This window comes from Aureimonas glaciei, from assembly GCF_014643375.1.
Lineage (GTDB): Bacteria > Pseudomonadota > Alphaproteobacteria > Rhizobiales > Rhizobiaceae > Plantimonas > Plantimonas glaciei.
In genome coordinates, this window is the sequence record NZ_BMJJ01000003.1 from 252302 (window position 1) to 270149 (window position 17848).

16 protein-coding genes are annotated in these 17848 nt (G+C 68.8%); 8 read left to right on the forward strand and 8 right to left on the reverse strand.

Features of this window, described 5'->3' with window-relative positions:
• Position 1: 1 nt before the first annotated feature.
• Positions 2 to 844 (reverse strand): LysR family transcriptional regulator, encoded by an 843-nt coding sequence (locus IEX88_RS07935; RefSeq protein ID WP_188850051.1) that lies wholly within the window; start codon positions 842 to 844, stop codon positions 2 to 4.
• Between the two features lie 96 nt (positions 845 to 940).
• Here IEX88_RS07935 and IEX88_RS07940 point away from each other — a divergent pair, with 96 nt between their 5' ends.
• Positions 941 to 2257, forward strand: a complete 1317-nt coding sequence (locus IEX88_RS07940; protein WP_188850052.1) for an aspartate aminotransferase family protein — start codon at positions 941 to 943, stop codon at positions 2255 to 2257.
• 101 nt (positions 2258 to 2358) lie between these two features.
• On the opposite strand, the gene IEX88_RS07945 is transcribed toward IEX88_RS07940, so the two are convergent.
• Entirely contained in the window at positions 2359 to 3219 is an 861-nt protein-coding gene (locus tag IEX88_RS07945) for a D-amino-acid transaminase (RefSeq protein WP_188850053.1), read from the reverse strand.
• A 285-nt stretch (positions 3220 to 3504) separates the two neighbouring features.
• Between IEX88_RS07945 and IEX88_RS07950 the strand changes: the two genes are divergently transcribed.
• The gene (locus IEX88_RS07950; RefSeq protein WP_188850054.1) at positions 3505 to 3705 is read left to right on the forward strand and encodes a hypothetical protein; all 201 of its coding nucleotides are present in this window, start codon (positions 3505 to 3507) and stop codon (positions 3703 to 3705) included.
• Positions 3706 to 4190: 485 nt separating this feature from the next.
• Here the strand turns inward: IEX88_RS07950 and IEX88_RS07955 are convergent, their stop codons facing one another.
• From IEX88_RS07955 to xylF, 5 genes are all read right to left on the reverse strand, one after another.
• Entirely contained in the window at positions 4191 to 4598 is a 408-nt protein-coding gene (locus tag IEX88_RS07955; protein WP_244639945.1) for a DUF2442 domain-containing protein, read from the reverse strand.
• Positions 4588 to 4833, reverse strand: a complete 246-nt coding sequence (locus IEX88_RS07960) for a DUF4160 domain-containing protein (RefSeq protein ID WP_188850055.1) — start codon at positions 4831 to 4833, stop codon at positions 4588 to 4590. The genes IEX88_RS07955 and IEX88_RS07960 overlap by 11 nt, the downstream gene beginning before the upstream one ends.
• A gap of 165 nt (positions 4834 to 4998) precedes the next feature.
• A complete protein-coding gene (locus tag IEX88_RS07965; protein ID WP_244639996.1) occupies positions 4999 to 5823 on the reverse strand; it encodes an ATP-binding cassette domain-containing protein in 825 nt (274 codons plus the stop codon).
• Positions 5824 to 5834: 11 nt separating this feature from the next.
• The gene (locus IEX88_RS07970) at positions 5835 to 7142 is read right to left on the reverse strand and encodes a sugar ABC transporter permease (RefSeq protein WP_188850057.1); all 1308 of its coding nucleotides are present in this window, start codon (positions 7140 to 7142) and stop codon (positions 5835 to 5837) included.
• 293 nt (positions 7143 to 7435) lie between these two features.
• Positions 7436 to 8479, reverse strand: a complete 1044-nt coding sequence (gene xylF, locus IEX88_RS07975) for a D-xylose ABC transporter substrate-binding protein (protein WP_188850058.1) — start codon at positions 8477 to 8479, stop codon at positions 7436 to 7438.
• A gap of 206 nt (positions 8480 to 8685) precedes the next feature.
• Between xylF and IEX88_RS07980 the strand changes: the two genes are divergently transcribed.
• The 6 genes from IEX88_RS07980 to IEX88_RS08005 all read left to right on the forward strand — a co-directional run bounded on the left by IEX88_RS07980 (position 8686) and on the right by IEX88_RS08005 (position 16161).
• Positions 8686 to 9939 carry an ROK family protein gene (locus IEX88_RS07980; RefSeq protein ID WP_244639946.1) on the forward strand — a complete coding sequence of 418 codons (1254 nt, stop codon included), beginning with the start codon at positions 8686 to 8688 and terminating at the stop codon, positions 9937 to 9939.
• A 169-nt stretch (positions 9940 to 10108) separates the two neighbouring features.
• Positions 10109 to 11419 (forward strand): xylose isomerase, encoded by a 1311-nt coding sequence (xylA, locus tag IEX88_RS07985; RefSeq protein ID WP_188850059.1) that lies wholly within the window; start codon positions 10109 to 10111, stop codon positions 11417 to 11419.
• Between the two features lie 114 nt (positions 11420 to 11533).
• A complete protein-coding gene (gene xylB, locus IEX88_RS07990; protein WP_188850060.1) occupies positions 11534 to 12976 on the forward strand; it encodes a xylulokinase in 1443 nt (480 codons plus the stop codon).
• 217 nt (positions 12977 to 13193) lie between these two features.
• Positions 13194 to 14681: a sensor histidine kinase gene (locus IEX88_RS07995; RefSeq protein WP_188850061.1), complete on the forward strand. Its 1488-nt coding sequence runs from the start codon at positions 13194 to 13196 to the stop codon at positions 14679 to 14681.
• A gap of 26 nt (positions 14682 to 14707) precedes the next feature.
• The gene (locus IEX88_RS08000) at positions 14708 to 15130 is read left to right on the forward strand and encodes a response regulator (RefSeq protein ID WP_210319257.1); all 423 of its coding nucleotides are present in this window, start codon (positions 14708 to 14710) and stop codon (positions 15128 to 15130) included.
• A complete protein-coding gene (locus IEX88_RS08005; RefSeq protein ID WP_188850063.1) occupies positions 15127 to 16161 on the forward strand; it encodes a response regulator in 1035 nt (344 codons plus the stop codon). The genes IEX88_RS08000 and IEX88_RS08005 overlap by 4 nt, the downstream gene beginning before the upstream one ends.
• Positions 16162 to 16224: 63 nt before the next feature.
• Here the strand turns inward: IEX88_RS08005 and IEX88_RS08010 are convergent, their stop codons facing one another.
• Complete coding sequence (locus tag IEX88_RS08010) at positions 16225 to 17646, reverse strand: phosphomannomutase (protein ID WP_188850064.1); 1422 nt, start codon at positions 17644 to 17646, stop codon at positions 16225 to 16227.
• Positions 17647 to 17848 lie beyond the last annotated feature (202 nt).

The following is a 17848-nucleotide window of genomic DNA, read 5'->3' on the forward strand; positions in this document are numbered from 1 at the left end:
CCTAAAGGGTCGGGAGCACCGCGCGGATGTGCGCGCCAAGGGCATGCGCCGCGGCCGACTGCGGCGCGCTGGCGAAGGCCAGCGCGATGCCGATCTCGGGCAGGGGCGGGAGATCCCGGGTGAGGATGTGGAGGTCGCCCGGGACGGCCGCGCGCGTGGTGACGCTGATGGCATGGCCGGAGCGGGTGATCGCGATGAGGCCGGCGAGGCTGTTGCTGGCATAGGCCAGCCGGTAGCGCCGGCCGGTCGACTGCATCGCGTCGCAGGCCGCGCGGTGGTCGAGCGTGGTCGGGGCCGACAGCGCCAGCGGCAGGACGTCCTGGGCGAGCAGGGCAGGCTCCGGCTGATTTCCGACCCAGACGAAACCGTCCGACCGGATGGTCTCGCCGCCAGCCGCATCCGGCGTCGAGACCAGCGCCATTTCCAGCTGCCGGCGGTGCAACAGGCCGCGCAGGTCGATTGTCGGTGCGCAGACCATGCGCAGCTCCACGTCCGGATGATCCGCGCAGAACCCCTTCAGGAGGCCCGGCACGAAGGCGATCGAATATTCCTCGGGACAGCCGAAGCTGATCGAGCCCCGGAGGCCCGTTCCCGCCATGTCCGACACTGCCTCGTCATGTCGTCCGAGCAGCGCTTCGGCGTGGATCAGGAGCCGCTCGCCGGTGACGGTCAGACCGACGCCCGAGCCCGTCCGGTGCAGCAGTTTCTGGCCGACGGTCGCCTCCAGCCGGCGCATCTGCATGCTCAGCGCCGATTGCGTGCGGCCGATCTGCGCCGAGGCGGCGCTGATCGAACCGGTGCGGGCGACGATGGCGAAACTGCGGAGCAGCTGGAAATCGAGCATATCAAATCCGTTCATATCGGATTGCAGTATTATCAATTCGATTTGCCGCCGCAATCGCGCCATTCCTAGCCATCGCCAATGCCGAAGGTTGACCCCATGTCGCTGAATGCCGAGCCCGCCTTCTGGGACGCTGCCCACAAGAACCTGACGCGCTACGGCCCGGCCTTCGAACCGGTGATCATCGAGCGCGCCGAGGGCAGCTTCGTCTTCGACGCGGACGGCCGAAAAATCCTCGACTTTACCTCCGGCCAGATGAGCGCGGTGCTCGGGCACGGGCATCCCGACATCGTCGCCGCCGTCGCCGAGCAGATGGGCAAGGTGGCGCATCTCTTCAGCGGCATGCTGAGCCGTCCGGTGGTCTCGCTCGCCGCGCGCCTGGCCGGCCTCGCCCCGGGACTGGAGCGGGTGCAGCTGTTGACGACGGGCGCGGAGGCCAACGAGGCGGCGCTGCGCATGGCCAAGCTCGTGACCGGAAAATTCGAGGTCGTCGCCTTCGCGCAGAGCTGGCACGGCATGACGGGCGCGGCCGCCTCGGCGACCTACAGCGCCGGCCGGAAGGGGTATGGTCCGGCGACGGCGGGCTCTTTCGCCATTCCCGCGCCGAACGCCTATCGCCCCCGCTTCAAGCATGCCGACGGCACGCTGGACTGGCAGAGCGAGCTCGACGACGCGTTCACCCTCGTCGACCAGCAGTCGACCGGCAATCTCGCCGCCTTCATCGCCGAGCCGATCCTGTCGAGCGGCGGCATCCTGGAACTGCCGGAGGGCTACCTCGCCGCGCTGAAGCGGAAATGCGAGGAGCGCGGCATGCTGCTGATCCTCGACGAGGCGCAGACCGGCGTCGGGCGGACCGGCACCATATTCGCCTTCCAGAAGGACGGCGTCACGCCCGATATTCTCACTTTGTCGAAGACGCTCGGCGCCGGCCTGCCGCTGGCGGCTGTCATGACGACGGCGGCGATCGAGCAACAGGCCTTCGAGCGCGGCTATCTGTTCTACACCACCCACGCCTCCGACCCGCTGCCCGCCGCCGTCGGCCTCCGGGTGCTCGAAGTGGTGGAGCGGGACGGGCTGGTCGATCAGGCGGTCCGGCGGGGCGCGCGCCTCAAGCAGGGCCTCTCGTCGCTGCAGCAGAAATTCGAATGCATCGGCGACGTGCGCGGACGCGGGCTGCTTCTGGGCCTGGAGATCGTCACGGACCGCCACTCGAAATCGCCCGGCTTCAAACTCGGCGCCCGGATCATGGACGAGGCCATGCTTCGCGGCCTCAGCATGAACATCGTCAAGCTGCCCGGCATGGGCGGCGTCTTCCGCATCGCGCCGCCGCTGACGGTGTCCGAGGACGAGATCGACCTCGGCCTTTCCATCCTGTCGGACGCGATCGAGGCGTCGCTGGCGTCGCCCGCGGCCTGACCGGTCGACGCGCGCCACCGGCACGCCGTACGGTCGTGCCGGATCGCGGCTCGGCGGCACCGCGGGCCCGGCCTGCGCACCGGGTCCGGCTTCGCCATCGTTCAGATGGCGGTGGCGAGGCTTTCCGCGATGTAGATTTCGCGCATCCGCTTCGTCGTCTCGCCGGGAGTGCCGTCGCCGATCCGCTGCCCGTCGATCGACACCACGGGGGTGACGAAGGCCGAGGCCGAGGTGATGAAGGCTTCGCGCGCGTCCTTCGCCTCGTCCAGCGTGAAACTGCGCTCCTCGACCGTCAGGCCGGTCTCGCGGGCGAGGCGCAGCACCGCGAGGCGGGTGATGCCGTGCAGGATGGCATGGGAGAGGGCGCGGGTGACGAGCGTGCCCGCCTTGGTGATGATGTAGGCATTGTTCGACGAGCCCTCGGTCACTGTGCCGTCGCTTTCCACCATCCAGGCATCGTCGGCGCCCTTCGACTTGGCTTCCATCTTGGCCATGGAGGGGTAGAGGAGCTGCACCGTCTTGATGTCGCGCAGGCCCCAGCGCAGGTCCGGCACCGAGGCGACCTTGATGCCGCTCCGCACGCTCTCGCGCTCCAGCACCGCGACCTTCTGCGTGAACAGGACGAGGGTGGGGGGCGTCCCCTCCGGCGGGAAGGAGAAGTCGCGGTCGGCGCTGCCGCGCGACACCTGCAGATAGATCAGCCCCTCGTCGAGACCGTTCCGGACGACCAGTTCGCGGTGGATCGCCAGGAGCGCCTCGGTATCGGCGGGCGGCGTCATCTTCAGCGCGGCGAGCGAGCGGCCGAGCCGCGCCATGTGGCCGGCGAAGTCGATCAGCTTTCCGCCGACCACCGTCGTCACCTCGTAGATGCCGTCGGCCATCAGGAAGGCGCGGTCGAAGACCGAGACCTTCGCCTCTTCCTCGGGGACGTAACTGCCGTTGACATAGACGATGCGGCTCATGGGGATCCTGCCAGTTGGTCTTGCGCGAGCCCGACAGCTAACGGAAACCGCCCGGCGAGGATAGGGTGTTGCGGGCGCCGTGCCGCGCTGCCGCACGGTCGTGGCATGCACTGCGATCCATCGCCGGCACGCGGCCGGGGAGGGGCGACGGCGATGGGATGCTGGCCCTTGTGCCGGAAGGCGCGCTGGGCGTCACCGCGCCGTCACACTGCGACTTTGGTCGATTGCTGCAGTGCCGTTATCCCCTGTTCAAAGGCCTTGGTCCGGGCTAGCTTGAAGTGACAATTGCGGGGGGTGACCGACATGCTGGTGTTCAACGAGCCGACAGCCAAGCCCAATGTCGCCGCGCCGGCCCCGTCCGACAAGGAACCCTGCCGCTGCTTCGCCTGCAGCCACCGCCGCGCCAGCGCCGCGACGCCCCGCCAGGCCGCCCTGGTCTCCTGGCGCCGGCTGGCGGAGACGCTTCGCCCCAGCGCGGGGCGCTGAAGGGGCGGGGGGCTCGCTCCGAAACCCGCGCTGGCCGCTGGGAGAATCCTCATTGGCGTCACGCCGGCGGCGAGACGTCGCTGTGTTCGCGCAGCGTTGTAGGTCTGCGAGAGCACGGAGACGGGAAACGTGACAACGGCGTGATTGAGTCTCACGACGATGCGCCGCCCCTCTCCCGTCTGCTTGCTGTCGCTCGCATCCTCCAGGGCGAGACACTGGTCTCGCCCGTCCTTCGGACCCCTCTCCCCTCCGGGGCGAGGAATGGCGCCAGCCCTTGCACGGTCTGTAGTAGGGCGTAATCGCCGACGCTGCTTTCTTCTCCCCGTGGGGGAGAAGGTCGCGGCAGCGGGAAGAGGGGACTTCCGTCAGACGATGTGCCGCATCGGGTTGCCGCCTACACGAGCTTCTCCGCAGCCCATAGGTCAGAATTCGTCACCGCCTGCGTTCATCAGCGGCCGGCGGCATTCGAATGCTGCTGGCCTGTCCTACCCGCCTGACAGTTTCTTCGGCCGTCCGCCTTTCCGGCCGTTTTCCCGCGCGGCTGCCGCCTTTGCCGGCGACTTCGCTTGTCCGGCCCGGCGCGCCATGTGGGAAGCGGTGCCGAAAATGCCGGTCACGATGCCCGGGACGGTGAAATCGACATCGAGCTTGTCCCAGCGCAAAGCATAGCCGAATTCCAGTTCGACCTCGGCAAGGTCGTCATCTCCCGCGTTTTCCAGGTCTTGCAGAAGTCGGGCGGGTACCATGAAAGTCGCCCCGTTCTGGAAATCGATGACGAGCCGGCCGGACGGCGCATCGTAGCGCGCGGCGATGGCGTGGAGAGGCGAGTTCTCCATCGCCTTGCCAAGGTCTCTGGCCGCTGCCAGTTCGCTTTCGCTGATCTCAGGCACCATGGATTTCTTCCCATCGGGCGAGCAGATAGGGGCGGTTCTCGGCGACATAGTCGAGGACGTGGCGCGCATCGGCCGAATTCAGTCCCCGCGTCCAGACCAGGATGGGAAGGTTCTCGGGGCCGGCAAGGTCGATCTTGGCCATCCCGCCGCCGTATCGGACGTGGACATGAGCGGGCGGGTGATCGTCCTTGTAGATCCGGACCGACAGCCCGAGAGCCCTGAGAACCGTGACCACGCGGACACCTCACCAATCCTCCCCGAGGATAACCGATCGCGATGGGTTATCAAGAGGTCTAGCTTGATGATGCGGGTCACGCTCGCGGTCCTGGGCCAAGGCACCCCGCCAAACATGCCGCGTGGATCGCGGGCGACCTTCTTCGGTCCGCTCCGCGCGGGCGAACTACCCCACGCTCGCCCCGGGCCCCGGCACCGCGCCGGGCGGGCATTTGCCGAGGATGATCATGCCGAGGACCTCGTCCTTGGTGACGTCGGACGTCGCGGCGCCGCCGACGACCTTGCCGTTCTTCATGACGACGACGCGGTCGGCGAGGTCGAAGACGTCGTGGATGTCGTGGCTGATCAGGAAGATGCCGATGCCTTCCTTCTTCAGCTGCTTGATCAGTTCGCCCACCTGCGCCGTCTCCTGGGGGCCGAGGGCGGCCGTCGGCTCGTCCATGATCAGGATGCGGGCGTTGAAGAGGATGGCGCGGGCGATGGCGACGGACTGCCGCTGGCCGCCGGAGAGCGCCTTCACCGGCTCCTTGAAGCGGCGGAAGTTGGGGTTGAGGCGGCCCATCACTTTTCGCGCCTCCGCCTCCATCGCCGCGTCGTCGAGCGTGCCCCAGGGGGTCAGCTTCTCCCGGCCGAGGAAGAGGTTGGCGGCGGCGTCGACATTGTCGGCCAGCGCCAGCGTCTGGTAGATCGTCTCGATCCCGAAAGCCTTGGCGTCGCGCGGATTGGTGATCGCGACCTTCTTTCCCTCGACAAAGATCTCGCCCTCGCCGGCCTGGTAGGCGCCGGAGAGGATCTTGATCAGCGTCGACTTGCCCGCGCCATTGTGGCCGAGGAGGGCCACGACCTCGCCGGGATAGAGGTCGATCGAGGCGCCGTCGACGGCGTGGATGCCGCCGAAGGCGATGGAGATGCCGCGCATCTCGACGAGCGGCGGGCCGGAGCGGTCGACCGGGGCGGAATGGCCTGGGCCGTGGTCGGTGATCTCGGCCATGCTGGACGCGGTCATGCGGCCCTCCTGCGGTAGACGGTGTCGATCCAGACGGCGATGACGAGGACGATGCCGACGACGATGGACTGCAGCGGCGAGTCGACGCCGAGCAGCACCATGCCCGACTGCAGCGACTGCATCACCAGCGCGCCGAGCAGCGCCCCGGCGATGGTGCCGGCGCCGCCGGCGAGCGAGGTGCCGCCGATGACGGCGGCGGCGATGACGTAGAGCTCGTCCAGCGTCCCCTGCGCGTTCGTCGCGGCATTGAGGCGGGCGGTGGAGATGGCGGCGGAAATGCCGGCGAGCCCGCCCATCAGCATGAACACCTTCATCAGCACCCAGCGGGTGTTGATGCCGGCCAGCTCCGCCGCTTCCGGATTGCCGCCGATGGCGAAGACGTAGCGGCCAAAGCGCGTGCGCTTGGTGACGAAGGTCATGACGATGCCGGTGACGATGGCGATGAGGACCGGAATGGCGACGCCGTAGCCGATCAGCAAGCCGCCCTCCGGCCAGGCGATGCCGTTCGCCTCGGCATAGCGCCGGGCGATCGCCGTCGGCCAGGTATAGGCGTTGAGAACCGCGGCCGCGCCGAGGATGGCGACGAAGGCGCAGGCCGCCAGCACGGCTTCCGCCCAGACCGGGCGCAGCGGGAAGCCGAAGCGCGTGCGCTTCTGGCGGGCGAGGACGAGCGAGGCGGCGACGGCGAGGCAGGCGAGGGCGGCCAGCACCCAGGTCGCGGTCACCCCGATCGAGCCCTCGGCGCCGCCGCCCATCAGCCGGAAGGTCGAGTCCATCGGCGCGATGGTCTTGCCGGAGGCGACCCACCAGGCGGCGCCGCGCCAGACCAGGAGGCCGCCGAGCGAGACGATGAAGGATGGAACGCCGCGATAGGCGATGATCCAGCCCTGGAAGCCGCCGATGACGGCGCCGGCGGCCACGCCGCAGACAAGCGAGAGCACCCAGGTGAACGGGCTCTCGAAGCCGAGCAGCTGCGGCAGGGTGGCGGTCTGCATCAGCGCCATGATCATGCCGGTAAAGCCGAGGATCGAGCCGACGGAGAGGTCGATGTTGCGCGTGACGATGACCAGCACCATGCCGGTCGCCATCACCGCGACGGAGGAGGTCTGGACGGTGAGGTTCCAGAGATTGCGCGGAGTGAGGAAGATACCGCCGGAGAGGAAGTGGAAGACCACCCAGATCACCGCCAGCGCAGCCAGCATGCCGAGCATGCGGGTATCGATCTCGGTCGCTTTCAGCAGCCGTTTGACGGCGCCGTCCTGCGACGTGCGCCCGGCTGGGGCCTGCGATGGTGCCTGCGACATCGTCGCCTCCTGCTGTTGGATCGACCGCTTCTGGCGGCGGCTTTCGGCTTGTCCTGCCGGGCAGCGTTGGCCCCACGGCTTGTTGTCCGGTCCACCGGCGAACCGCCGGGGTGCGCCGGCCGCGACGGGCGAGACCGCCGCAGATGCCGTGCGCCTGCCGGCCCCATGGCGCGAGGGGGCAAAGCTGGCATGCCTGCGACGGCGCTGGGGTTGCGGCCTCGGCGGGGTCGCCTAAAGGCACGCCGTCGGTCAGAGACGGCCGCGCATCCCCGGGGGAGGCGCGGCCGACTGGCTTACTGGCAGGCGGCGACCGTGGTGTCGGTCACGCCCTGGCAGACGACGTCCTTCGCCACCCAGCCGGCATCGATGATGGTGCCGAGGTTTTCCTTGGTGATGGCGATGGGGGTCAGAAAGATGGATTCCATCTCGATGCCCTTGGCGCCGCCGTTGAAGGCGGTGACGCCGGCGATGTCGCCCATCGCCTTGCCGTCGGCGAGCTCGATCGCGATTTCGGCGGCGCGCTTGCCGAGTTCGCGCGAGTCCTTCCAGACCGACACGGTCTGGGTTCCCCGGGCGATGCGGTTCAGTGCGGCGAAGTCGGCGTCCTGGCCGGAGACCGGCACGGAGCCGGCGAGACCCTGCGCTTCCAGCGCCGCGATGGCGCCGCCGGCGGTGCCGTCATTGGAGGCGACCACGGCCGCGACCTCGTTGTTGTTGGCCGTCAGGATCTGCTCCATGTTGGCCTGGGCGTTCTCGGGCAGCCAGCCGTCGGTATAGGCCTCGCCGACATTCTTGATCTTGCCGGCGTCCATCGCCTCCTTCAGCACTTCGACCTGGCCGGCGAAGAGGAAGTCGGCGTTCGGATCGGCGGACGAGCCCTTGATGAAGGCGTAGTTGCCCTCGGGGGCGACCTTCATGACCTCGCGCGCCTGGATGCGCCCGACTTCCTTGTTGTCGAAGGTGATGTAGAAGGCGTCCTTGTTCTCGATCAGCCGGTCATAGCCGACGACCGGGATGCCCTCGTTGACGGCCTTCTCGACCGCCGGGCCGATCGCATCGGAATCCTGGGCGAGGATGATGAGGGCGTTGGCGCCCTGCGAGATCAGGCTCTCGACGTCGGTGAGCTGCTTGGCGGCGGACGACTGCGCGTCGGCCGAGATATACTTTCCGCCGGCGGCCTCGATGGCGGCCTTGATCGCGGCTTCGTCGGTCTTCCAACGCTCTTCCTGGAAATTCGACCAGGACACGCCGATGGTCTTGCCGGCCTGCGCGAACGCCGTTCCCGTCAGCAGGCACGAAAACGCTGCGCCCGCGAGGGCGAGGGTCAATCTCTTCATGGTGTTCCTCCCAGAGGCGCGTGGCGCCCGTCAAAAACCCGGGACTCTCCCATCCCGTCGAGTGCCTGGAAAAGCATCGAACTGACTTTTTCCAAGCCTCGGAAAAAATCGTGACAGACAAAATTATCCGTGTCAACATGGCGACAATCACCGGCGACGCCTCGGCAACGGGGCCGCAAGCCGGGGCGGGAGGAGCCGGAAACAGCATGCTTTCGAAGGCGGACGCCGATGCCGTCCGGTCGCAGAACCGTCGCATCATCCTCGACCATTTTCGCCGCTTCAAGGTGTCGACGCGCCGCCGCATGAGCGAGGCGACGGGCCTGTCCCTGTCCTCCACCTCGGCGATCGGCAGCGACATGGTGCGGAGCGCCATCCTCAGCGAGATCGGCTCCGCCGAGCCCCCGAAAGGGCGCGGCCGGCCAGAGGTGAGCCTCGAACTCTGCGGCGCGGTCGCGCGCGTCGCCGCCGTCAACATCACCGTCGGCGAGATCGCCGTGACGGTCTGCGATTATGCCGGCGCGACCCTGGCCACCGGGAGGCGGGAACTCGGGCTCTCCCAGCTTTCGCCGGGTGAGCTGGTCGAGGCCGTGCTGACGCTGCTTTCCCAGACGACGGCCGGCGGCGTGATGGGCGAGGGCGCCCTGCGCCAGATCGTCGTCTGCGTGCAGGGCGTGACCGACGCGGCCGAGCGGCGCATCGCCTGGTCGCCGGTTCTGCAGATGCGCGACGTCGACATCGCGACGCCGATCGAGGCGGCGACGGGGGCGGCGACGCGCATCCTCAACGATTGCGGCGCCATGCCGGAGCGGTTTCGCTGGGGCAACGAGGTCGAGGCCGCCGATTTCGCCACGCTGTTCATCGGCTTCGGCGTCGGCATGGGGCTGAAACTCGGCGGCCGCACGTTTCGCGGCTCGCACACCTCGGCGGTCGAATTCGGCCATCTCAACCACATTCCGCGCGGCGACCTCTGCCGCTGCGGCAACCGCGGCTGCATCGAGGCCTATGCCGGCGACTACGCAATCTGGCGCGCCGCCCGTGGCGCACCCTCGGCGGTCGAGCGCCGGGTGCCGGACGCCGACATGCGGGGCCTGGCGGCCGCCGCGCGCGGCGGCGAGGGCGCGGCGAAAGAGGCTTTCGCGCGCGCCGGCGAGGCCATCGGCTACGGTCTCGGGCGCCTGTTCGCGCTGATCGACCCGCTGCCGATCGTCTTCGTCGGCTCGGGCGCGGCGGCGATGGACCTGCTCGAACCCTCGATCCGGCGCGGCATCGCCGAAAGCGCCATCGCCGGGGCCGGCGCCGACATTCCCTTCCACGTCCTGCCCGATGTCGACCGCGTCACCATGGAGGCCGCTACGACGCTGGCGCTGGCGGCCGTCGACGAGGAGTTTTCGCGGGCGCCCAGCGCCGGCGCGCGAATGGAGACGGTGGCGCCGATCCTGGCGGCGGAAGCCATGCCGTGACGGCGCCCCGCTTGGAGGCCCCGCCGGACGCCCCGTCCGGACGCCCGGTCGACCGCTCCGCCGGACAGACGGGCGACCGGCCGCCCCGCTTGCCTCGTCCCGTCGATGTGAGATACGCAACCCCGGTTCCAGCCCCTGGCCGGACCGCCGCACTGCTCGGAGGAGCCCCATGACCACCTCGTTCTTTACGCGCACCGAACCCGTCGCCTTCGCCGGCGAGGCCTCGACCGATCCGCTCGCCTTCCGCTTCTACGACAAGGACCGGATGGTGATGGGCAAGCGCATGGAGGAGCATCTGCGCTTTTCCGTTGCCTATTGGCACTCCTTCACCTGGCCGGGCGGCGACCCCTTCGGCGGCGAGACTTTTCTGCGCCCCTGGATGCACGGCGGCGACGAGCTGAGCCAGGCGAAGGCCAAGGCCGAGGTGGCCTTCGAGATGTTCCGCCTGCTCGACGTGCCCTTCTTCGCCTTCCACGACGTCGACGTCGCGCCGGAAGGGGCGTCGCTGACCGAATCCAACAGCAACCTCGCCGTCATCACCGACATCTTCGCCGAGAAGATGCAGAGCGCGAAGGTAAAGCTGCTCTGGGGCACCGCCAACCTCTTCTCCAACCGCCGCTACATGGCGGGCGCGGCGACCAATCCGGACCCGGACGTCTTCGCTTATGCCTGCGGCCAGGTGAAGGCCGCGATCGATGCCACCCATAAGCTGAACGGCGCGAACTTCGTCTGCTGGGGCGGGCGCGAGGGCTACGAGACGCTGCTGAACACCGACATGAAGAAGGAGCTCGACCAGCTCGGCCGCTTCCTCTCCATGCTCGTCGACTACAAGCACAAGATCGGTTTCTCCGGCCCGATCCTGATCGAGCCGAAGCCGAAGGAGCCGACAAAGCACCAGTACGATTACGACACGGCGACGGTCTACGGCTTCCTTGAGCGCTACGGCCTGACCAAGGACGTGAAGCTGAACCTCGAGCAGAACCATGCGATCCTCGCCGGCCATTCCTTCGAGCACGAGGTGAAGCTCGCTTATGCGCTCGGCATCTTCGGCTCGCTCGACGTCAACCGCGGCGACGACCTGCTCGGCTGGGACACCGACCAGTTCGCCATGGACGCCAAGGAAATGGCGCTGGTCTTCCACGAAATGCTCAAACATGGCGGCTTCTCCACCGGCGGCCTGAACTTCGACGCCAAGATCCGCCGCCAGTCGATCGAGCCGGACGACCTTTTGATCGCCCATGTCGCCTCGATGGACACCTGCGCGCGCGGGCTTCTGGCCGCCGAGAAGATGCTCGCCGACGGTGCGCTGACGGGGCCGCTCGCCGAGCGCTATGCCGGCTGGTCGGGCGAGGAAGGCCAGGCCATGGCCTCGGGCGGGCGCACGCTCGAAGCAATCGCCGCGCGTGCCGAGGGGCTCGACCCGCAGCCGCGGTCGGGCCGCCAGGAGCTGCTCGAAGGCATCGTCAACCGCTACGTCTGACCGCGCTTCGCGCCCTGTACCCCGCGGGCCGCCCTGCAGTTGACGCAGGGCGGCCCGCCGTTTTTGATCCGACTCCCGGCCTCGTGGCCGGACCTCATCGAGAAGGCCGATCACATGCCGAACTATCTGGGTTTCGACCTCGGGACCTCCTCGCTGAAGGTCCTCATCATCGGCGAGGACCAGGCGCCGATCGCCACCGCCAGCGTGCCACTGACGGTCGAGCGGCCCGATTTCGGCTGGTCCGAGCAGGACCCGGCCTCCTGGATCGCCGCCTGCCAGACGGCGATGGGGATGCTGAAGGCGAGCCATGCCGAGGCGCTGGCCCGGGTCGAGGGAATCGGCCTCTCCGGCCACATGCACGGCGCCACGCTGGTCGGCCCCGACGACAGGGTGCTGCGCCCCTGCATCCTGTGGAACGACACCCGCTCGCATGAGGAGGCGCACGAGCTCGACGACGCCCAGTCGCGGGCGATCACCGGCAACATCGTCTTCCCAGGCTTCACCGCGCCGAAACTGCTGTGGGTGCAGCGGCACGAGCCCGAGATCTTCGCCAAGATTCGCCGCGTCCTGCTGCCGAAGGATTTTCTGCGCCTCTGGCTGACCGGCGAGGCGGTCTCGGAAATGTCCGACGCCGCGGGCACGGCCTGGCTCGACACCGGCGCGCGCGAATGGTCGCCGGAAATGCTGGCGCGCACGGGCCTGACGCTCGATCACATGCCGCTTCTGGTCGAAGGCACCGAAGTCAGCGGCACGCTGCGGCCGGATCTCGCGGCGGAATGGGGCCTCGGTCTCGGCATCGTCGTCGCCGGCGGTGGCGGCGACAATGCAGCTTCGGCCTGCGGCGTCGGCATCGTCCGACCGGGCTCGGGCTTTCTGTCGCTCGGCACGTCGGGCGTGCTGTTCACCACAGCGGCGAGCTATGCGCCGCGGCCGGAAACGGCCGTGCACACGTTCTGCCATGCGCTGCCGAACACCTGGCACCAGATGGGCGTGACGCTCTCCGCCGCCGGTTCGCTCGAATGGCTGAGCAAGCTCCTGCGCGAGACGCCGGGCGAGCTGACCCAAGCGCTCGGGACGGACGTTCAGGCGCCCGGCCGGCTCCTCTTCCTGCCCTATCTCTCGGGCGAGCGCACGCCGCACAACGATGCCGCCATCCGCGGCGTCTTCGCCGGCCTCGAGGCCGACACCGACCGGCCGGACATGACGCGGACTGTGCTCGAGGGCGTCGCTTTCTCGATGCGCGACTGCCTCGTCGCCGGCGGCGGCACGGTCGACCGGCTGGTCGCCGTCGGCGCCGGCTCGCGCTCGGCCTACTGGCTGGAGCTGATGGCGACGGTGCTGGACTGCGAGATCGTGCTGCCGGCGGCGGGCGATTTCGGCGCGGCGCTGGGCGCAGCAAGGCTGGGCCTGTGCGCAGCCACCGGTGCCGATCCCCTGGAGATCATGAGTGAGCCGCCGATCGCGCGCGCCTTCGCGCCGCGCCGGGACCTCGCCGCCGCCGTCGACGAGGCCTATGGCCGCTACCGCGCGCTCTATCCCGCCCTGCGCCATGCCTGACGGCGGGCCAACGCGGCAATGATCTTGGTTACCAAGGTCTTGCGGTCGCGAGGTAGCCAACAAACTTGTGCGGCGGGCCGTTCCCCGGGGGCAAGCCGGCTCTAGCCATTGACGCGGGTCATCATATACGCACAGGGATGCCTGGGGTTTTTCGCCCCTTCGTGCCGCCTTGCCGGCCGGGGATGGCGCCCATGTCGCGACAGGAACCTGCACACCGATGAAGATGCCCGACCGCCTGTCCAACCGCTTCATCCTGATCTCGCTGGTCTCCGGTTTCTTTTCCCTCATCGTCGCTGTCGGCGCTGCGATGTGGGGACTGTCGCAGTCGCAGGAGATCGGTCGGCTGGTGTCGCACACCTATGAGGTGGAGCAGGCGATCCTGCAGTTCCGCGGTCTGACGGAGCGCGTCGAGTCGGCACGGCGGGGCTATCTGCTGGACCCGGCCGACGACCTGCTCGCGACCCTCGACGACGCGGTGACCAGCCGGACGGCGGTCATGGACAGGATCGGATCGCTGACCAGCGACAACCCGGTGCAGATCGATGCGCTGGCGACGTTGAGGACGCGGAGCGCCGCCCATCTCGACCAGATCACGCGCTCGATCGCGCTTCGCCGCACCGAGGGACCGGAGGCGGCGCAGGCGGCGTTCGCGGCGGCAGGGCGCGACATCCTGAACGAGCTGCGCGAGACGGCGCGGCGGATGTCGGAGGAGGAGCAGCGCCTCCTCCTCACCCGCCGCGAAAGCCAGGAAGAGGGCATCGCTCTTTCCTACATCCTGCTGGCCGTCTCCGGCATTCTCCTGCTTCTGGTGGCGGCGGTGACGAGCGTCTCGCTGCGGCAGAATTTCCGCGACGTGAAGCGCTCGCGCGACACGCTGCGCGACCTCAACGACAATCTCGAGACCGCCGTGCTGATGCGCACCGCCGACCTGCAGCGGGCGAACGACGAGATCCAGCGCTTCGCCTATATCGTCTCGCACGATCTGCGCTCGCCGCTGGTCAACGTGATGGGCTTCACCAGCGAGCTCGACGCCGTGGTCAAGCCGCTGGCGGAGCTGATCGAGAAGGTCGATGTCGAGGCGCCGGCGCTGGTCACCGAGGAAGTGCGCCTGGCGGTCCGGGAGGATCTGCCCGAGGCGATCGGTTTCATCCGCTCCTCGACGCAGAAGATGGACCGGCTGATCAACGCCATCCTGCGCCTGTCGCGCGAAGGCAGGCGCGTCATCACGCCCGAGCCGCTCGACGTCGGCACCATGCTCGACGGCATCGTCGACAGCATGCAGCATCGCCTCACCGAGGTCGGCGCCGAAGTCGAGATCGAGAAGCCATTGCCGAAGATCGTCAGCGACCGCGTCGCCGTCGAGCAGATCCTGTCCAACCTCGTCGAGAACGCGGTGAAATATCTCAAGCCCGGGCGTCCGGGAAGGGTCGTCGTCCGCGCCAAGCGCGCCGCCGGACGGGTCGTCTTCGAGGTCGAGGACAACGGCCGAGGCATCGATCCGAAGGACCATGAGCGGATCTTCGATCTTTTCCGCCGCTCGGGCGCGCAGGACCAGCCCGGCGAGGGCATCGGACTCGCCCATGTCCGGGCGCTGGCCTATCGTCTCGGCGGCACGATCAGCTGCGAATCCAGCCTCGGCGAGGGCGCGACGTTCCGCCTGTCCATGCCGCCGCAGTTTCAACTCAACAAGGAAGGTGCCAAGTGACCGGCCATCAGACCGTGAATATCGTGATGATCGAGGATGACGAGGGCCATGCCCGCCTCATCGAAAAGAACATCCGCCGCGCCGGCGTCACCAACGCCATCCGCCACTTCACCGACGGCACCTCGGCGATGGAATACCTCTTCCACGCGCCCGACGGCCCGGCGATGAACGGACCGGCGCTGGTGCTGCTCGACCTCAACCTGCCGGACATGAGCGGCACCGACATCCTGCAGCGGATGAAGGCGGAAGGCAGCGCGCTCCGGCGCACGCCGGTGGTCGTCCTGACCACCACGGACGACAAGGTCGAGATCCAGCGCTGCTACGATCTCGGCGCCAATGTCTACATCACCAAGCCGGTGAACTACGAATCCTTCGCCCAGGCGATCCGCCAGCTCGGCCTGTTCCTGACGGTCATCCAGGTGCCGGAAGTCGAGGCCGACGCGGGATGACTGCGGCCGAGCGCATTCTGTATATCGACGACGACGAGGGACTGCGCAAAATCACCGCGCGGGCGCTGACGCGTCGGGGATACACGGTGGTGACGGCCGGCTCGGGCCAGGAGGGAGTGGCGCTGGCCGGCGCGGAGATGTTCGACGTCATCGCCGTCGACCACTACATGCCCGGACAGGACGGGCTGGCGACGCTGGCGGGGCTGCGGGAACTGCCGTACCAGCCGCCGGTCGTCTACGTCACCGGCTCGGAGGAGAGCAGCATTGCGGTCGCGGCAATGAAGGCCGGTGCCTCCGACTATGTGGTCAAGACGATCGGCGACGACTTCTTCGACCTCCTGTCGACGACGCTGCAGCAGGCCTTCGATCACCGCCAGCTGCGCCTCGGCAAGGAGAATGCCGAGCGTTCCCTGCTCGCCACCAATGCGCGGCTGGAAGCGCTGCTGAAGGAAGTGAACCACCGCGTCGCCAACAGCCTGCAGATGGTCTCGAGCTTCGTGCAGATGCAGGCGAGCGCCGTCGAGGAGGAGAGCGCCCGCTCGGCCCTGCGCGATACCCAGCGCCGCATCCTCGCCATCGCCCAGGTCCACCGCCGGCTCTACACCTCGGACGAGGTCAGCCTCGTCGACATGGTCGACTATCTCACCGCGCTGCTCGCCGAGCTGGAAGAGACCTGGTCGAGCGCCACGGCGCCGCGGCATCTCCGGCTGCATGTCGAGGCGCTCCGGCTGAAGACCGACCAGGCCGTGTCGATCGGCGTCATCGTCAACGAGCTGGTCAGCAATGCGTGCAAATACGCCTACGATCCCGGCCATTCCGGCGAGGTGCGGATCTCGCTGATGAAGCAGGGCGAGGACCGCTTCGAGCTCCGCGTCGAAGACGACGGTCGCGGGCTGGCGCCGTCGGATGCGCCGCGCGGCACCGGCCTCGGCCGCCGGCTGATGGGCGCCATGGCGCACAGTCTGAAGGCCGAGCTCGTCTACGAGCCGGCGCCGGTCGGCGTGCACGCCGTTCTGCGCGCCGCCATCTGACACCTGCACCGGCGGAAGCGGCGAGGCCCGCGGGCTGCCGTTTCCGGTCGACTGCGGGCCGGCTCAGGCCAGCGCGGCCATCGCCGCATCTGCCCGCGCCAGGCCCCAGGCCAGCAGGCTCTCGGCACGCTGCGCATCGGCGGCCTGGATGTAGCAGCGCAGTTCCGGCGCATTGCCCGAGGCGCGAAAATGGATGACGCTGCCGTCGGCCAGCGTCATGTGCACGCCGTCCAGCCGGTCGACCGCGACCACGGCGCCGACATCGCCCATGAAATCGCCCCGATAGGCCGCATCGTCCCCGAGGCGGCGGAGGAGCTCGCCGCTGCGCGCTGCGGGCACGTCCTGCAGGCGGTAGGCGGCGGTATGGCCGGCGTCGAGGCCTGCCACAACCTGGCTGAGCGACTGGCCCTTTGCCGCGACCGTGGCGAGGACGGCGATGATCGGCAGCAGCGCGTCTCGCGTCGGCAGGGCCGCGAGGCGTCGCCCGGCTCTTTCGATGGGGGTGCCGAGAAGCACGCCGCCATTGGCCTCGAAGCCGAGGACGGTGCCGTCGCCCGCCGCCAGCATGCCGGCGATGACATAGGGGGAGCCGACGCGGGTGCGCAGGACCCGCGCGGCGATGCCGGAGGTCTCGATCGCCGAAGTCGACGTGATCGGCGTGACGATGGTGCCGATGCCGAGATGACCGGCCGTCAGGAGACCCAAAATGTCGCCGCGCAGGATGCTGCCGGTCTCGTCGGCGACGAGCGGCCGGTCGGCATCGCCGTCGGTCGAGACGATGGCGTCGAAGCGCCCGTCGGCGGCCCAGCCGGCGATCAGCGCCTTGTCTTCGGGCCGGTGCGCCTCGGTATCGACGGGAATGAACCGGTCCGAGCGCGCCAGGCCCTCGACCCGAGCGCCGAGCGCCGACAGCACCTCCGACAGAACGTCGCGCGCCACGGAGCTCTGCTCGTAGACGCCGATGGTGAGGCCGGCCAGCACGTCGCGCGGGAAGAAATCGAGATAACGCGTGATGTAGGCCGCGAGCGCCGGGTAGGGCGCCGCGACGGCGGCCTCGGGCGGCGTGCCGACGGTCCTGAGCGCGGCGAAGGCCGAGACGATGCCGGCCTCGTCGTCCTTGTCGATCTCGCCGTCCGGTCGGTAGAATTTCAGGCCGTTGCGGTCGTCGGGAATGTGGCTGCCCGTGACCATCACCCCGGCAGCGCCATGCGCCATGGCGGCCAGGGCCAGCGCCGGCGTCGGCAGGGCACCGCAGTCGAGCGGGGTGTAGCCGGCAGCTTCGGCCGCGGCCAGGCAGGAGCGTGCGATCGCCGGGCTCGAGGCGCGCAGGTCCTGCCCGACGAGCAGGACGCGGTCACGGGCGGAGGCCGGTGCGACGGCCTCGAGGTGCCGCAGGAAGGCGAGCGTGTAGGCGAAGCTCGGGGCGCCGACGAGGTCGCCGACGAGGCCGCGCAGGCCGCTAGTGCCGAATTTGAGACTGCTCATGATGCGTTTCCGACGACGGACGGGACGGGCAAGACATACAGGCGCGGGGGCGCGCACGCATCCGCAAAAGCGCTCGATGCGCAGGCCTTGAGGAGGGTTTTCTTCTCCCCTTCGGGGAGAAGGTCCCGGCAGGGGGATGAGGGGGCACGGCCAGGAGGATGTTCTGAGCCGTCGCCCCCTCATCCGTCCGCCGCTTTGCGGC

What these genes read in the sequence shown, in the direction of transcription:
- IEX88_RS07935 (WP_188850051.1), bottom strand. Translation starts at nt 844, where the DNA reads ATGCTCGATTTCCAGCTGCTCCGCAGTTTCGCCATCGTCGCCCGCACC.
- IEX88_RS07940 (WP_188850052.1), top strand. Translation starts at nt 941, where the DNA reads ATGTCGCTGAATGCCGAGCCCGCCTTCTGGGACGCTGCCCACAAGAAC.
- IEX88_RS07945 (WP_188850053.1), bottom strand. Translation starts at nt 3,219, where the DNA reads ATGAGCCGCATCGTCTATGTCAACGGCAGTTACGTCCCCGAGGAAGAG.
- IEX88_RS07955 (WP_244639945.1), bottom strand. Translation starts at nt 4,598, where the DNA reads ATGGTGCCTGAGATCAGCGAAAGCGAACTGGCAGCGGCCAGAGACCTT.
- IEX88_RS07965 (WP_244639996.1), bottom strand. Translation starts at nt 5,823, where the DNA reads ATGGCCGAGATCACCGACCACGGCCCAGGCCATTCCGCCCCGGTCGAC.
- IEX88_RS07970 (WP_188850057.1), bottom strand. Translation starts at nt 7,142, where the DNA reads ATGTCGCAGGCACCATCGCAGGCCCCAGCCGGGCGCACGTCGCAGGAC.
- xylF (WP_188850058.1), bottom strand. Translation starts at nt 8,479, where the DNA reads ATGAAGAGATTGACCCTCGCCCTCGCGGGCGCAGCGTTTTCGTGCCTG.
- IEX88_RS07980 (WP_244639946.1), top strand. Translation starts at nt 8,686, where the DNA reads ATGCTTTCGAAGGCGGACGCCGATGCCGTCCGGTCGCAGAACCGTCGC.
- xylA (WP_188850059.1), top strand. Translation starts at nt 10,109, where the DNA reads ATGACCACCTCGTTCTTTACGCGCACCGAACCCGTCGCCTTCGCCGGC.
- xylB (WP_188850060.1), top strand. Translation starts at nt 11,534, where the DNA reads ATGCCGAACTATCTGGGTTTCGACCTCGGGACCTCCTCGCTGAAGGTC.
- IEX88_RS07995 (WP_188850061.1), top strand. Translation starts at nt 13,194, where the DNA reads ATGAAGATGCCCGACCGCCTGTCCAACCGCTTCATCCTGATCTCGCTG.
- IEX88_RS08000 (WP_210319257.1), top strand. Translation starts at nt 14,708, where the DNA reads ATGATCGAGGATGACGAGGGCCATGCCCGCCTCATCGAAAAGAACATC.
- IEX88_RS08005 (WP_188850063.1), top strand. Translation starts at nt 15,127, where the DNA reads ATGACTGCGGCCGAGCGCATTCTGTATATCGACGACGACGAGGGACTG.
- IEX88_RS08010 (WP_188850064.1), bottom strand. Translation starts at nt 17,646, where the DNA reads ATGAGCAGTCTCAAATTCGGCACTAGCGGCCTGCGCGGCCTCGTCGGC.